11 protein-coding genes are annotated in these 16,352 nt (G+C 41.9%); 1 reads left to right on the top strand and 10 read right to left on the bottom strand.

Translation table 11 applies throughout. From position 1 onward, the window contains the following. Positions 1-105 precede the first annotated feature (105 nt). From ftcD to SRRS_RS09765, 3 genes are all read right to left on the bottom strand, one after another. Entirely contained in the window at positions 106-996 is an 891-nt protein-coding gene (ftcD, locus tag SRRS_RS09775) for a glutamate formimidoyltransferase (RefSeq protein WP_371368347.1), read from the bottom strand. Positions 997-1,090: 94 nt separating this feature from the next. After that, on the bottom strand, positions 1,091-2,335 hold the full coding sequence (gene gltS, locus SRRS_RS09770) for a sodium/glutamate symporter (protein ID WP_371368345.1): 1,245 nt from the start codon (positions 2,333-2,335) through the stop codon (positions 1,091-1,093). 181 nt (positions 2,336-2,516) lie between these two features. Then, positions 2,517-3,884, bottom strand: coding sequence for a sigma-54-dependent transcriptional regulator (locus SRRS_RS09765; RefSeq protein WP_371368343.1), 1,368 nt, complete (start codon positions 3,882-3,884; stop codon positions 2,517-2,519). Positions 3,885-4,084: 200 nt separating this feature from the next. Here SRRS_RS09765 and SRRS_RS09760 point away from each other — a divergent pair, with 200 nt between their 5' ends. Next, positions 4,085-4,699: a HutD family protein gene (locus tag SRRS_RS09760; RefSeq protein WP_371368341.1), complete on the top strand. Its 615-nt coding sequence runs from the start codon at positions 4,085-4,087 to the stop codon at positions 4,697-4,699. Between the two features lie 110 nt (positions 4,700-4,809). On the opposite strand, the gene nifJ is transcribed toward SRRS_RS09760, so the two are convergent. The 7 genes from nifJ to SRRS_RS09725 form a co-directional block, all read right to left on the bottom strand. Further along, the gene (gene nifJ, locus SRRS_RS09755) at positions 4,810-8,316 is read right to left on the bottom strand and encodes a pyruvate:ferredoxin (flavodoxin) oxidoreductase (RefSeq protein ID WP_371368339.1); all 3,507 of its coding nucleotides are present in this window, start codon (positions 8,314-8,316) and stop codon (positions 4,810-4,812) included. A 735-nt stretch (positions 8,317-9,051) separates the two neighbouring features. Then, complete coding sequence (locus SRRS_RS09750; RefSeq protein ID WP_371368337.1) at positions 9,052-9,219, bottom strand: DUF1540 domain-containing protein; 168 nt, start codon at positions 9,217-9,219, stop codon at positions 9,052-9,054. A 372-nt stretch (positions 9,220-9,591) separates the two neighbouring features. After that, positions 9,592-10,830 (bottom strand): peptidase T, encoded by a 1,239-nt coding sequence (pepT, locus tag SRRS_RS09745; RefSeq protein WP_371368335.1) that lies wholly within the window; start codon positions 10,828-10,830, stop codon positions 9,592-9,594. A 61-nt stretch (positions 10,831-10,891) separates the two neighbouring features. After that, a complete protein-coding gene (gene dcuC / locus SRRS_RS09740) occupies positions 10,892-12,265 on the bottom strand; it encodes a C4-dicarboxylate transporter DcuC (RefSeq protein ID WP_371368333.1) in 1,374 nt (457 codons plus the stop codon). 363 nt (positions 12,266-12,628) lie between these two features. Beyond that, positions 12,629-13,543 carry a response regulator gene (locus SRRS_RS09735; RefSeq protein WP_371368331.1) on the bottom strand — a complete coding sequence of 305 codons (915 nt, stop codon included), beginning with the start codon at positions 13,541-13,543 and terminating at the stop codon, positions 12,629-12,631. Next, the gene (locus tag SRRS_RS09730; RefSeq protein ID WP_371368329.1) at positions 13,543-15,612 is read right to left on the bottom strand and encodes an ATP-binding protein; all 2,070 of its coding nucleotides are present in this window, start codon (positions 15,610-15,612) and stop codon (positions 13,543-13,545) included. Before SRRS_RS09730 ends, SRRS_RS09735 begins: the two co-directional genes overlap by 1 nt. A 15-nt stretch (positions 15,613-15,627) precedes the next feature. Beyond that, on the bottom strand, positions 15,628-16,344 hold the full coding sequence (locus SRRS_RS09725; RefSeq protein ID WP_371368327.1) for a LuxR C-terminal-related transcriptional regulator: 717 nt from the start codon (positions 16,342-16,344) through the stop codon (positions 15,628-15,630). Between the last annotated feature and the right edge of the window lie 8 nt (positions 16,345-16,352).

Here is a 16,352-nt window from a genome sequence, read left to right as displayed (position 1 = left end):
TCTCCGATAGTTAACCGCCTCAAATAATTTGAACACCCAAACTTCTGCTTAGTCGAATCGAGCCACAGAGAATTTGAAAACCCTCTGTGGCCGGTTTATACCCTATTAGATATTTTCTTCCAATACCTGTTTACGGTCAAACCCTTCAAACCGCAGGTAGAAATCAGCTGTGTCAATAAGTGCTTGTAGTGGTACCATGCCAACAATTTCACTGCCGATTACATTAACACCATAGCGGGCTGCTTCAGACTTAACAGTTTCAAATACCCGGTGAAGCGGTGTACCAGTATAGTCTACCATATTAATGGTAACTTGCGCCATATTTCTGTCTTCAATCATTACACCCATTGCCCGGCAATATTTAAAGCCGCCTTTCGCTTCGCGAATAGTACTTGCTATCTTTTTAGCAATATTGACATCACTTGTGCTTAAGTTGATGTTGTATGCAATCAAGAATTGACGGGCGCCAACAACGGTAGCACCTGCAGTCGGATGCATCTTGGCAGGACCATAGTCAGGATGACGTTCCGGAGCGGCGATAGCAGTTTTTAAACCTTCATATTCGCCTTTACGGACATCAGGCAGTTTAACCCGGGCCGGAGTTTTGGCCGCTGCTTCATACATGTACACGGGAATGTTAAGTTTTCCGGCAATTTCCTGGCCAAGTTCATTTGCCAGCTGTACGCATTCCTCCATGGTAATTTCGCTAACTGGAATGAACGGAATTACGTCAGTAGCGCCGATCCGGGGATGTTCACCATGATGCTGTTCCATATTAATAAGTTCAGCAGCTTTGGCGCAAGCGTTCAAGGCAGCAAGTTTCGCTGCTTGCGGTTCACCGACAAAAGTAACTACCGTACGGTTATGGCTGGCATCGGAATTAACATTGAGCAGCGTAACACCTTCTACTTTTTCAACCTCTCCAGCAATGGCCGCGATAACTTCCGGGCGACGTCCTTCACTAAAATTAGGTACACATTCAACAAGTTTTCCCATTTGATACACTCCTCATTATTTATTGTAAATTATGCCAAGTTTTATTTTAGCATATCAGTCAATAGCTCCAATGTTTGGAGCCTTACCAGACTAATTACTTGGCAAAATGGTTAATGAACCATACGATATTCGGAATACCGATAATATCGACAAGCACTGCGCCGCACAGCGGCACGATGATTAACGCTTTCGGAGAAACTACCCCATAGCGGCGGCACACGGCATCCATATTCGCTACGGCATTGGCAGCAACCCCTAGATTATGGCCAATCATACCGGCACACATAACAGCAGCATCATAATTGCGTCCTAGTATTCTAAACAGCGGGAAGATACAGAAGGCAATAACAAAAATGGTCTGTATAACTAGAATTATTATCAACGGTAACGCCAGGTTATACAATTCCCAAATTCTTAAGGACATCATCGCCATCGTTAAGAAAACACCCAAGCTGATATCGCTAATTAAGTCAATTGATTTTTGACTCAATTTAATCATTGGTTTCACATCATTAAGATTACGGAAAATTATAGCCATAAACATACCGCCAACATAGCTTGGAAGATCGAAACCAGTAAGCGCCTTTATTTTGGCGGCTACTATTGCCCCTAATGTCATCATTACAAGTATTAAAGAAAACATTCCCATTACTTTTCCACTGGTTATAGTGTCTTCACGCTTTTCGGCGTCAAGAGAAGCCTGTAAGGCTGTCAATTCTTTATCTTCGTCAGTTGTAATAGCTACTTTATTACGATCAATCAGCCATTTTGCCAGTGGGCCACCGATAAAACCAGATACAATAATACCATAGGTTGCTGAAGCAATTCCTACTACAGTAGCTCCCTGAACCCCTAATTTTTCTGCCATAGGACCAAAGGCCGCTGCATTACCCGGACCACCTTCCAAAGACACGGCACCGGCCATAACTCCTAAGACTGGGTGAATTCCTGTTGCCATGGCGGTAGCAACACCAATTACGTTTTGCAAAATTGCAATTAACCAACAGGCAACCACCAAATAAAGTACAAACAATTTGCCGCCCCGCATCAACATTCCCAGACTGCCGCCAAGACCAATGGCAGTAAAGAAAACAAGCTGCGCCGGCGTTTGCAGCATACTATCAACCTTAAAAGTTACTATATTGGCTTCTTTAAGGCCCCATGCCAGCATGGAAAAAGCCACACCGCCAATAACGGCTGCCGGAATACAGTATTTCTCTAATGCAGGAAAAGTACGGCGTGCCCAGTTGCCCAAAATTAAAAGTACGGTTGCAACAGTAACTGTTGCCAAGAAGTCAAACTTGAGCATAAGTACATTGTTTACAGTTTCGAAACTCATGGCAAAACCTCCTTTACTTATTTGCTTTAAGTACTATGCAAGTATTAGGCCAACCCATTTCCTCTAGCAAACACTATATTTTTTCTATTCAATCAAGTTTGAATTTACTGCACATTTTGCATTGCTGCAAATTGTGCAGTAATGCAAGAAGCATCTGCGGCAAATACCGCAGATGCTTCCATCAATTTTTGTCCTGTTCGTATTCTTTTATTTTATACCATAGTTTCCGCTCACTAATTTTTAATACCTTGGCCGTTTCCTGCTTATCATCATTCAGATATTTTAAAGTCTTAAGAATAACCTTCTTCTCAATATCTTTGAGATTTTCACCAATATAAATCGGAATAAGCATTCCCTTTTTATTACAAGCAGCATTGCGTGGAGAGCGCACAACCTCTTCCGGGAGATCGTTTACTAATATTTGCGGCCCCTCAGCAAAAACTATCGCCCGTTCGATGATATTCTCAAGTTCCCGTACATTGCCCTTGCATTCATACCCACACAGGCAGTTAAGTGCCTCTGTCCCAATTCCCGTAATATTACGCCCCATTTTCTGATTATACTTGTCAATAAAATATTGAACTAAAACCGGAATATCCTCAATACGTGCCCTTAGCGGTGGCATATTAATAATAATAACGTTCAACCGAAAAAACAAATCTTCGCGAAAATGTCCGGAAGCGACCGCTTGACGTAAATCGCGGTTAGTAGCGCAAATTATCCTGACATCAACCTTTTTCCTCGTACCTGCGCCCACAGGAGTAATCTCCCGCTCTTGTACCACCCGCAATAATTTGGATTGTAAGCGCAGATCCATTTCTCCGATTTCATCTAAAAACAACGTTCCTTTATGCGCAAGTTCAAATATGCCTTTTTTTCGATGCGTTGCCCCGGTAAAAGCACCCTTTTCATAACCGAATAATTCACTTTCCAATAATTCGCCAGGTATTGCGGCACAATTAATTACTTCAAAAGGCTCATCTTTGCGACCACCGCTATAATGGATAGCCTTGGCGACAAGCTCTTTTCCTGTGCCGCTTTCCCCGGTAATAAGGACAGTAGAGTCTATATTTTTAATTTTATCTATTTGCTGAAAAACGCTGCGCATTGCTGAAGAAACACCAATGATCCCTGGTATTTCATACAATTTGGTTATTTTATCATTAAGGTAATTGACTTTTGTTTTCAAATTGAGATACTCTGCCGCATTTGTCAGAAGCATGCGCAGTTCGTCAATATTAATCGGCTTTGTAATATAATAAAAGGCACCGGCCTTAATGGCATCAACCGAAGACTGAATACTGCCATACGCTGTCATGATAATTACGGCCATACGATCATTTAACTGCTTAATTTTTTTAAGAACTTCAATTCCGTCACTGTCACCAAGCCTTAGATCAAGCAGTACCAGATCAATTTCGCCGTTCGCAATGATGTCTATCGCATCTGTCTCGTTATAAGCAGTATATACCTCGTAATCGTCCTCTAAGGCAAACTGTAGTGAAGAACAAATAGCCGGCTCGTCCTCTACAATCATAAGTTTATACATATCCTGCACCTCGTTTGTCGGTGTTTCTTCCCTTTTTTTGCTAAAATCTGCCCTACTTTGCGTAGAATTAAGCTTTTATCTCCAAAAATTCGACAACAATCTATCAAATCCTGTATCTTGGAAACTAATACTATGTTTAGTTTAATATTAGTGTATAATTAAAATGAATATAGTCTTAGTTCGATTGGAGGAGAAATTGAATGTCATATGCAGTTGAGTTAGTACGAAAACAACAACAAGCTAGCAGCAATTGGTCCGGCGGCACAACAACCCAAATTGCCATCTATCCCAAAGATGCCGTCTACAGCGAACGCAATTTTAAGTGGCGGCTCAGTTCCGCTGTCGTTGAACTGGAAGAGTCCGTGTTTACTTCCCTGCCGGGAATACATCGACTGATTATGGTTCTTGACGGCGAAATGAGACTAGAACACGAAGGCCATCATACCGTATTATTAAAGCCATTTGACCAAGACAGCTTTAGCGGGGACTGGACTACCAAAAGCTTTGGTAAAGTACGTGATTTCAACCTAATGATGGCTGCAGGCTGCACCGGCCAGCTAACTCCTTTTGAGCTTGAAGATAAAGGCTCCACTACAGTCACTGTTACCAAGCCCGGCTCTCATAAAATCACTTCCGCCCTTTATTGCGTCGAGGGAACGTTAAACGTCCTTATAGGTGATAAAAGCAGCTATGATTTACAAACAGGCGATTTACTGCTTTTATCAGGCACTGGCGGTACCGAGGACCTCTCCCTGACGCTGACAAATAGTGGCGGCAGTTCTGCTCATGTTGTCAAAGCCGACATAAAATATTAAAAGGGTTACCTTATAGATAACCCGCAAAGTCTTATACTTATTCATTATTAAAGCGCTAGCTGCCTATTGGCAGCTAGCGCTTTATAGTTAAATCAGTTTTTTAATTGCTTTTATTCTGCGGCTAAACGTTTGTAAGTAGCACGTCTTTCAGCAGCGTCTTTAGCAGTTTTCTCAAAGAGATCGTCAGCAAGCTCTGGGAACTGCTGCTTCAGTGAAGAGTAGCGAACTTCGCCCATGAGGAACTCTTTGAAGTCGGCGGTAGGCTCTTTGGAGTCCAACGTGAACGGATTTTTGCCTGCCTCTTTAAGCGCAGGGTTGAAACGGTACATTGACCAGTAGCCGGAGTCAACAGCTTTCTTAGCTTCAAGCTGGCTGTTGCCCATACCAATCTTGATACCATGATTGATACAAGGAGCATAAGCAATAATGAGGGATGGTCCTGGATAAGCCTCAGCTTCAGCAATGGCTTTGAGAGTTTGTGCTTTGTCTGCACCCATAGAGATTTGTGCAACATATACATAGCCATAGCTCATAGCAATCATGCCAAGGTCTTTTTTCTTAGTAGTTTTACCGCTGGCAGCAAACTTCGCAATAGCTGCAGTCGGAGTAGCTTTGGAGGACTGACCACCAGTGTTGGAATATACCTCGGTGTCAAATACCAAAACGTTAACATCTTCATTGCTGGCAAGAACATGGTCAAGACCGCCGAAGCCGATGTCATAAGACCAGCCGTCGCCGCCTAAGATCCATTGTGAACGTTTAACAAAGAAATCTTTGTCGCTGTAAATCTCGTTCAGAAGGGCATTATTGCCTTTTTCTGCTTCTAAGAGAGTAATCAGTTTATCCGCACGTTCGCGGGTGCCGTTGCCGTTGTCTTTGTTAGCAACCCAATCTTCCAGAGCGGCTTTAAGGTCGGCGCTTACGCTGAGTTTAGCAGCTTCTTCCATCTTAGCAGCCAAAGTATTGCGAACTTGTTTCACGCCAACATACATACCTAAACCGAATTCGGCGTTATCTTCAAACAGGGAGTTAGCCCAGGCAGGACCATGACCGCGATGGTTTTTGCAGTATGGCATGGCAGGTGCGCTAGCGCCCCAGATGGAGGAACAACCAGTAGCATTAGCAATCATCATACGATCGCCGAAGAGTTGGGTAACAAGCTTAGCATACGGAGTTTCGCCGCAGCCCGCGCAAGCACCGGAGTATTCTAATAGCGGTTGTTCAAATTGGCTGCCTTTTACAGTCAGCTTGTTCATTGGGTTAGCCTTAGGAGATACGTTAAGTGCATAATCCCAAACTGGAATTTGATTATGTTGAGTTTCCTGAGGCTTCATTTCTAATGCTTTTTCTTTAGCTGGGCATACTTGTGCACAGTTGCCGCATCCGGCGCAATCAAGCGGAGAAACGGCGATGCTGAAGCTGAGGTCTTTAATGCCAGTAGCAGGTTTTGCTTTGAAGTCAGCAGGTGCAGCTTTCAATTCTGCATCATTTACAAGGACCGGACGGATAGCTGCGTGCGGACAAACATAAGCGCACTGGTTACATTGGATACATTTTTCCACATTCCATTGAGGAACGTCAATAGCAATACCGCGTTTTTCATAAGCAGCAGTTCCTGTCGGGAAAGTACCGTCTTCCATGCCAATAAACGCGCTTACAGGCAGGCTGTCGCCTTCTTGGCGGTTCATCGGTACAAGGATTTTCTTAATGAATTCCGGAGCATCGTTGGCAGCAGCAGCTTCGTCTTGAGCTCCTGCCCAAGCTGCCGGAACATTAATTTTAACAAGAGCGCCAACGCCTTTATCAATAGCAGCATTGTTCATGTCAATAATTTTTTGACCTTTGTTGCCATAAGAGCTAACAACAGCTTGTTTGAGGTACTTAATAGCATCTTCCAACGGAATAATGTTAGCCAGTTTGAAGAAAGCAGACTGCATGATCATGTTGATACGTCCGCCAAGGCCAATTTCTTGAGCAATGCCTACAGCATCAAGGGTGTAGAACTGGATGTTGTTTTTGGCAATGAACCGCTTCATTTCTGCAGGCAGTTTCTCATCCAATTCTTGTTCATTCCAGATGCAGTTTAACAAGAATACGCCGCCTGGTTTTAAACCTTCAAGAACGTTGTACTTGTAAACATAGGACTGGTTATGGCAGGCAACAAAATTTGCCTTATTAATGAGATAAGGGGATTTGATCGGCTTTTTGCCGAAACGGAGGTGAGAAACGGTAATACCGCCAGACTTCTTGGAATCATAGGAGAAGTAACCTTGCGCATACATATCGGTATGGTCACCGATAATTTTGATTGCGCTCTTATTAGCACCTACCGTACCGTCAGAACCTAAACCCCAGAACTTACAGGATGTGGTTCCGGCAGGAGTAGTATCAATATCTTCAGCTAAAAGCGGCAATGATTTATGGGTAACATCGTCGACAATGCTTACAGTGAAACCGTCTTTAGGCTGGTCAAGCTTGAGGTTTTCAAATACAGGTACAACATGAGCAGGTACGATATCTTTTAAGCCTAAGCCGTAGCGGCCGCCGACAATAACAGGCTGCCATTCTTTACCGTAGAAAGCGGCCTTAACATCAAGATATAAAGGTTCAGCAAGGGAACCAGGCTCTTTTGTACGGTCAAGTACAGCAATTTTCTTAACAGTCTTAGGGATATATTTGAAGAAATGCTCAAGGGAGAATGGACGATATAGATGAACTGTTAACAGACCAACTTTTTCGCCTTTTGCATTTAAGTAGTCAACAGTTTCTTCAATAGCATCGCAAGCTGAACCCATAGCAATAATCAGGCGGTCAGCATCTTCTGCACCATAGTAATTGAAGAGATGATACTCGCGTCCGGTCAGTTTGCTGATTTCAGCCATGTATTCTTCTACAATAGCAGGAACGGCATCGTAGAAGGAGTTGGATACTTCACGCTCTTGGAAGTAGATATCAGGGTTTTGAGCAGTACCACGAACTACAGGATGATCAGGGTTCAAAGCACTCCGGCGGAAAGCATTAACAGCATCCATATCAACAAGTTTAGCTAAATCATCATAGTCGAGAACTTCGATTTTTTGTATTTCGTGGGAAGTACGGAAACCATCAAAGAAGTTAATAAACGGTATACGGCTCTTAAGTGTTGCTAAATGAGCTACAGCACCCAGGTCCATAACTTGTTGAACACTGCTTTCAGCCAGCATAGCAAAGCCTGTCTGTCTAGCAGCCATAACGTCTTGGTGGTCACCAAAAATGTTTAGGGAGTTAGCGGCAAGAGCTCGAGCGCTAACATGGAATACGCTCGGTAAAAGTTCACCGGCAATTTTATACATATTGGGGATCATGAGCAGTAAGCCTTGGGATGCAGTATATGTAGAAGTCAATGCTCCAGCCTGCAACGATCCATGAACTGCGCCGGCTGCACCAGCTTCAGATTGCATTTCTACAACTTTTACAGGTTGACCAAAAATATTCTTTCTTCCTTGGGCTACCCACTCATCAACGTGCTCAGCCATTGGTGATGACGGAGTAATTGGGTAAATTGCGGCGACTTCAGTAAATGCATAAGAGACGTGAGCTGCTGCTGTGTTTCCATCCATGGTCTTCATTTTTGCCATAGGGGATCCCTTCCTTCTCATATATATTTAAATTAAGGCCTAGCATTGTTAGATTTGTTTGAACTAACAAATGCTAATAAATTAAACGTTGTATTTTTTATACATTCTTGTAAAAAACTCAGAATCCTGCTGCTAACATGAAAAAATGGCATTTTTTTTTGCATTTCTTCACTTTTTGCCCATTTTCGGCCTTGAATTCAAAATTTATGTATGATATAATAAATTCTGATTTTTTCGAATTACACATAAATAAACCTCAGAATAATTTTGTTCTTGAGGTTTTTTTCATATTTTTAGAGCCTCTTTCGCAGTCTTTTTTTGTGGCACTACAAGTTATGTAAAACATCGGAAATAATTTTTATAGTAACAGTATATCACATCAGTTAACCGGGGTTGAGTAGATTTTTTTCGTTCACACGTATACTAATCCACCCCTTTGGGAATACTACCTGCTAAATGCAGTTGGAGGTGACGGGTGTGGGGGATAAAAAACCTGGTCGCGGCCCTAAAAAAAGCACAAAAACTAAAAAAGATTCAGAAGCTTTGACGCAGGAAAGCGCAGCTAGAAAATAGTTAAAAAACCAAGGGTACTCTTAGCCAAGTGGGTGAGAGTGCTCTTTTTTTGGAGTTAGATTATTAAATTATTTTGCCTTTCCTGTTAGCCCCACAGATTAACTAAAAAACCGCAAAAATAAACGAGCTGTGTTCTCACACAGCTCGTTTATTGTAAAGCCTTTACATTGAAGTCTGGAAGGTTTTGCAATTAGTCTCCTGACTTTGTCTTGCAGAACTTCCGCCGCCGTCAACATTTACCTCGATAGCAGAAGCGGTACAGAGACTGCCCGCATCATTATACTTGCAGTTCTTTACACTGCATTTTACTCCTTGTAAAGCATTACTCATTCTATCACCTCCGCTACTATTCTTCCAAATCTTAAGAATCGTATGCAAAAGTTATCTTAATTTTCCTATTCGGGATGGCCAATGAAACACTAAATAAGTTATAGATTAATAACCGTTCTTCCAGCTCATTTGTATTCATTAGGATATACCTCACTTTAGAAATGTCTATGGCTAGTTCGCTTTATTTACTCTCGTTACCTTTAGAGGAAAATCCTAAAAAACCCTGCTTATATTATACTTTTGAACAACTGGGAGCTTCAGTGAGGCGGTTATAAAAATAAAAAAGGGCTTCGCGGAAAGTAAGTAACCTTCTACGAAGCCCAATATCTTCATTGAGTAATAACCGAAAACAGCAATCTCTTTATGTCTTATTTATTTTGTTTTTGCACGACGAATAATTTCGACTACAGTTTGAGCTGACTTTATTAATGAAGGTATTGGCAAAAACTCGAATTTGCCATGAAAGTTATGTCCACCAGTAAACAAATTAGGACAAGGTAAACCCATGAAGGATAGACGAGCACCATCTGTGCCGCCACGAATCGGCTTTATCTTAGGTTCTACCCCAACAGCCGCCATAGCTTCACAAGCTAAATCAATAATATGCATTACCGGCTGGATTTTTTCCCGCATATTGTAATATAAATCATGGATTTCCAGTTCAATTGTCCCTGAACCGTACTTTAGATTAAAAGTTTGGGCCATTGACTCCAGTAAAGCTTTGCGCTTTTCGAAAGACTGACGGTCATGATCCCGCACCAGGATGCTCATTATTGCAGATTCTACATTGCCGCTCAATTTATTCACATGGAAAAAGCCTTCATAACCTTCTGTATATTCGGGGCGCTGACCCGCCGGCAACAGGTTTTGCCAGTCAGCAGCAATGCTGAGCGCATTCACCATCTTGCCTTTAGCTGTTCCAGGATGGACAATTCGTCCTTGAATTTTCACATTGACATTAGCGGCATTAAAATTTTCATACTCGATTGCCCCAATTTCTCCCCCATCCACGGTATAGCCAAAATCTGCGCCAAACGCTTTTACATCAAAAAGTTGCGCACTTCGACCAATCTCTTCATCCGGGGTAAAAGCAATCCGTACCTTGCCATGTGGAATTTCTGTATCTTTTATCAAGTATTCCATAGCACTAATAATTGCGGTTATCCCCGCCTTATCATCAGCGCCCAGCAGAGTTAAACCATCAGTAACTACTAGTTCTTGCCCCACATAAGCTTCTAGTTCCGGAAAATCATGAGGCGATAACACAATGCCTGTTTCAGCATTCAATACAATATCCTTGCCATCGTAAGCCTTAACTAGACGAGGTTTAACAGGAGTACCCGCCATATCCGGGCTTGTATCCAGATGGGAAATAAATCCCAGTACGGGTAATTGCTGACCGCAGTTAGACGGTAAAGTAGCGGTTACATAGCCATGTTTATCTACCTGTACCTCTTCCAATCCGATACTTTTCAGTTCCTCCGCAATATGCATCGCTAAAACCATTTGCCCTTGAGTACTAGGACACTGGCTGTTCTTGCTATCTGATTGCGTATCAAATGAAGTATATCGTATAAATCGTTCTACTAGTTTCTCCTTATTTATTTCCATGTAATTAGTCCCCTTCCTGATGATATATTTTCATGATAGGCACATAGTTATTCGCATTTACTTACTTATAGAAAAGTATCATTGTTACAGCAATATTAACTACGATACCTAAGGCTATCGGTATACAAGTACGCTTTGCCAAAGATACAGGTGATACACCGGCAGCGCCGCTGACTACCATCATAACGGCTGCGATAGGAGATAAAGAGCGAGCCAAGTTAGACACAAAGTTCATGGGCAGCAACAACAATACAGGGTGAATTCCTGAAAGTTCCGCTACCTTCGGAGCTAAAGGAGCAAAGGCAAAGAACGGAGCATTTCCCGATCCCATAACAAGAGTAGAAGCGATAATAATTCCTACAACTACGAACATCATCCCGATGCCGCCAAAACCGGCACCTTGCGCAGCATTAATCATAGTATCAATAGCACCCAGAGACATTAAGCCTTTAGCAAAAGTTTCACCGGCTACCACTAATGTGACTACCGCTGCCATCTGCAAGCCCATACCATCCCAAAAGCTTTTTAAATCATTAAATATTTTCAGTCCGTTTCTGTTGCGAATGAATTCAATAAGCATAGTAAATGCTACGCCAAGAAAAGTGGCCAAGGCAATGTCCATTTTTACGGATTTAACAACGGTTCCAAAAAACAGAATTAAGCACAAAGGAATTGTTGGCAGTAACGCATAAAAGCCTGGAACATGTATTTCCTCTTGCGTCTTAGTTGGATCAATATTCACATTGGCACTCTCTAAACCGTGACCTTCTCGTTTATCAAACCATTGCTGCACAAAAAAATGACCAATAGCGATAGCCGCGACTGTACATAAACCTACCGGAACCTGGTAGTTAAAAAAGTAAGGTATAATATCCATACCTGCTAGCTCGGCCGCAAAGATATTATCTGACGCTGCTGGTCCCCAGCCCGGAGCGGATGCTGTAGCGATTACTGCAGCGGCTGTTAAACGGCTAACTCCGAGGTTTACCAATACAGGAAACATAGTGACCATAAGCAAAAGACCGAAACCTGATGCACTGCCAATAAACATGGCAAGAAAATTTTCTAACACAGAGGTTAAAGCCAAAACTACATAGGGTAATCCAAGTTTCTGCAATGGCTTGACAGCTATTTTTACCAGGGCTGTACTGGCACCAATAGCGTCCATGTATTTGGAAAAACCCCCTACTAACATAATAATTAATCCAAGGTTGGCAGCCCGGCTGCTAAAGGTTTGTTTGATGAACTCAAACGTATCTAACCAGATTAAGCCCGTGCTTTGTTTGGCCGGTAAAATACTCCCCATGTTAAGAGCAACCGCAATGAACATCATTGCAAGTCCTCCCACGAACAGTACCGGTTGAGGTGGATACTTTTTCAGCACATACCGGGCAACGATGACTACAATGACTGATGCAATAATTATTCCCAACATTTTGACATCCTCCTTTAATTTTTTGAATACTACGAAATTATTTTAGCAAATAATTCCATGTTTTTCTAGAGTGTACTAATCTTTGACTTTTTTTGATATTCTTTTTATTTATACCAATTGTAAAAACACTGTATTTTATAAAGAAATATTATATTTATTAAGTAATGTTAATTAAGAATATCTGCAATATGTACATTGAGAGAAGACTTTATTTTCGTAATTGCGTGCAAATATATTTTTATTGATAAAAAAGTTATATTTTTTACTAAGTAACTATAAATCAAAAGGCCGTCTCAATTTTCTTATTGAGACGGCCTTTTTCAATAATCCAGTATCTTACGAAATAAATGACCTATAAAGAATTTAATTGGCGATCGCCAGTTTTTCCATAATCTTTTCATCTTTAATAAATTGATGCAGTGCTTCAACCACGACAGTATTCCAGTACCCTTGCTGTGCTTCTTCCTGCAGCAAATCTGCAGCCATTTCACGGTCTGGTTGTACAACACATAAATCAATAAACCGATTAACTGTTGTTAATATCTCTAGTTCAGGCAGAACATTTCTTTCCAGAGCTAATTCCCGGGGAAAATGAGGGCTGTCTGCCTGTTCATGATGGTGCTGAACTAAAATGTTTAACCATTTACTCATCTTTAACGGCCGGAAAATCTGCGCACCTGCGGTTTGATGATCTATGGCGGGAGGACCTGCGATATAACCGATGTCTTGCAAAAAGGCGCCGACCGAAAGTCTTGTTCGCTGCTGTTCGTCTAAGAAAAGCAGACCGGCTACTCTGTCACAGTATTTATGTGTAGTACAAGCCCGCGTATATAGTAAAGCATCGAAATTTTGAATCATGGTTAAAAAGACGTCGACTAATTGCTTATAGTTTTCCATACTGTCAATTGTCATTTTCCGGTTGATAAACGTTGAAATCAGGTATTTCAGTTCATTATAATTAATGGGTTTCGATAAGAAGGTATCCGCTCCTACCTTTAGCCCCCGCAGCCGGTCTTCTAAATCATTTAATACAGTAAGCATAATAATGGGTATGTTTTGTGTTGTCTCATTACGTTTTAGTTCATGGCATACTTCAAAACCGTTCATTCCGGGCAGCATGACATCTAGTAAAATGATATCCGGCAGTTGTGTTTCTGCCGATTGAATAGCGTCTACGCCCTGGTAGGCTTTCACGACACGATACCCCCATGTCGTCAGTATATCTTCAATCAGTTCGCAATTCTGTATATTGTCATCAACAACCAAAACTTTCCCCACTATACTTCCTCCCCGGCCGCTATAGAAACAGAACGGTCCAAATACTGTTCCACATCCAGCGGCAATGTGAAGATGACTTCGGTTCCTTTTCCCGGTTTGCTGGATAAATAAATATGCCCGCCATGCATCTCAACCAGTTTTTTGGATAAAGGCAGCCCTAGTCCGGTTCCCTCATACTGCCGTCCATAAGAGCTGTCTACCTGTTCAAACTCGCAAAAAATCCGTTCCTGGTCTTCTTCCCGGATGCCAATGCCGTTATCTTTGATACTTACCTGCATTACCTCGTCCCGCCCAATAACGGCAACTTCAACATGACCTTGCTCGGGCGTAAATTTCACAGCATTGGATAATAGATTATACAAAATTTGCTTAACTTTCTTACCATCTGCCTTAATTAATAAATCAGCCGGTGAAATAGTAAAACTTACTTGGATGTTCTTGCGATAGGCTAAACTCTTGACCAAGAGATAACTATTTTCTATCACTTCCGCTACCGAAAATGTAGACAATGACAACTTCATTTTTCCGGCCTCAATTTTAGAAATATCAAGAATATCATTGATAAGTTGCAACAAATGATTACCGCTGTTGGCAATACTTTGTATGTATTTGGTTTGTTTCTCGTTCAAAAAACCAAATAATCCATCTTGCAGCGCTTCCGCACTGCTGATAATAGCATTGAGCGGGGTACGCAGCTCATGACTCATATTAGCCAAAAACTGCGATTTAACCGCATCGGCGTTTTTTAGCGCAGTAATGACTTGTTGCAAAGCGCCGGTCCGGGCAGCCACTTTAATTTCGAGTTCATCGTTCATAGTTTGTAACTGCCAGGCCAAGTTCTGCTGCTGCCGTTTTTCTTGTTCCAGCTCATCCATAAAAATTCGCTGCTGCTCTTCACTTCGCTTTAAATCTTGAGCCATCTTATGAAAGGTCCTGAGTAAAACAGACGTTTCTGTTCTGCTGTCATAAACCCAATCAGGTAAGGTGATGTCCCTTTCCCCTTTGCTAAGCAAGTTGGAAAAACGGGTAGCAAGAATGATAGGATGGGTTATTCTGGTCGCGAAGTACCGGCCAAAGAGGATCATCACAAACAGGCTTATGGCCGTAATAATCAGAATCAGGTTATGATTGGTCGCCAGCATATCGGAAAACTTGTACTCAGGGATTCCGACACCTAGCATCCCGATTGGCTTGCCTTGATTATTGTAAATGGGCTGATCCAAAAACACATGCACTTCGCCGTCAATATTCACCCGCCCGAAATAGTAGTACTGCTCTCCTTCCCGGCTATTTGACGCAATTGGAATCCGGCTGCCAATATAATTCTCTTGCTTGGGCGTGCGGATATTCGAGGTAACACGAACCCCTTCGACCGAAATCGCCAGAAAAGAATCCTTTACACTCTGGCTATACGCGGTGGGAAAGTAACCGCTATTATTAGCAATATTGCCTACTATCAGAAATCCGGCCATGTCGGACTGGCTGTTGACGGAAAAAATGGGGGTTACCACCAGCCCGGCTTGGCATTTAGTAAAAAATTTATCCTGACTCAGGTTGGTGGCATCGACTTGTTTAATCCTGTATTTATTGAATTCGGGTGAATGGTTAGGAAATACATCTTCCAGCTCAAAAACTTCCTCTGACACTAATGGGGACTTATTATGCTGAACATTTTCGACTAAACCAGTAAGTTCTTGGGGAAGATGGCTGCTTACATTTCCCGGAAAGGACGCAATGGTCTTTTTATTCTTATCCAAAACAATAATAAAGTCCAAATAATCATAGGTTAACCTGAGTCGCGCGAATTCTTCTTCTAACTGCCGCTGATTTCTCGTGGTAACGGCCTCAACAAACTCGGTGTCCTGACTTAACATCCGGCCACCTTTCAACATTTCGTCACCCCGTGCCAACATTTGGTTGCGGGCAATTTTTATGGAGTTTTCCAGATAACGCTGTTCTTCATCCTGCAACTGTTTGTTCAATATATGTGTTGATGCAACGTACAGAATTATCATAGGCACTACTACAGAGGCTGTGGCAAAAATCATAAGTTTTCGGCGAATTGACATATTGTCACCAATACCCTAACTTCGATAATTTTCCCGGCAATAGATGATTAACTGAGTTCGATCTTTGAGACCCATTTTGCTTAAAATATTACTAATATGGGTCTTAACGGTTTTTTCACTTATATATAACTGATCGGCAATGGCTTTATTGCTAAGCCCGGTGAGAATACCCCAGGCCACTTCTAACTCCCGGTTGCTTAACTTATCTTGTATACACTTTAATTCATCCCGGACAAATACATTATTGTCATCCAACAGATTGCCGGTACTATCGCTCTGGTCAAAAGTAACGATATCAAAAACCCCGGTTATTAGCTCAATAATATCTCTTATTTTTCTTTCTGTAATAACCGGAATGTTACTGCTAAGCATTTTGTTGGAACTAAGCGTAAAACCACTGCCGTAAACCAGGCAGACAACTTCATTTTGATAACAAATGGGACATAAAAAATAGGATATTCCTGTGTAGCAGGTAAATAGTTTCGGTCTGCGCGTCTTCAAAATGTAGGTAACGGCATTGTCATGTTCCTGCTCACATCTTGCCTCATAGTGTTCTTTAATAAAATGACAGTGCAGCGAGGAGTTCGACCAAATAGTGAGTGGTTTTCCTTTTACGGACCAAATACAAAGACTGATTTCAAATGCCCGGGCAAAAGCGTCCTGAAATGATTGCAATTTTTCCTTGCCGGTCACCTTAATCCAGCGTTGGAACACGTTCACCGGATTTACCATGCACTTCG

This window comes from Sporomusa rhizae (assembly GCF_041428845.1).
Taxonomy (GTDB): Bacteria; Bacillota; Negativicutes; order Sporomusales; family Sporomusaceae; genus Sporomusa; species Sporomusa rhizae.
This window is presented reverse-complemented; position numbering and strand designations above follow the sequence as displayed.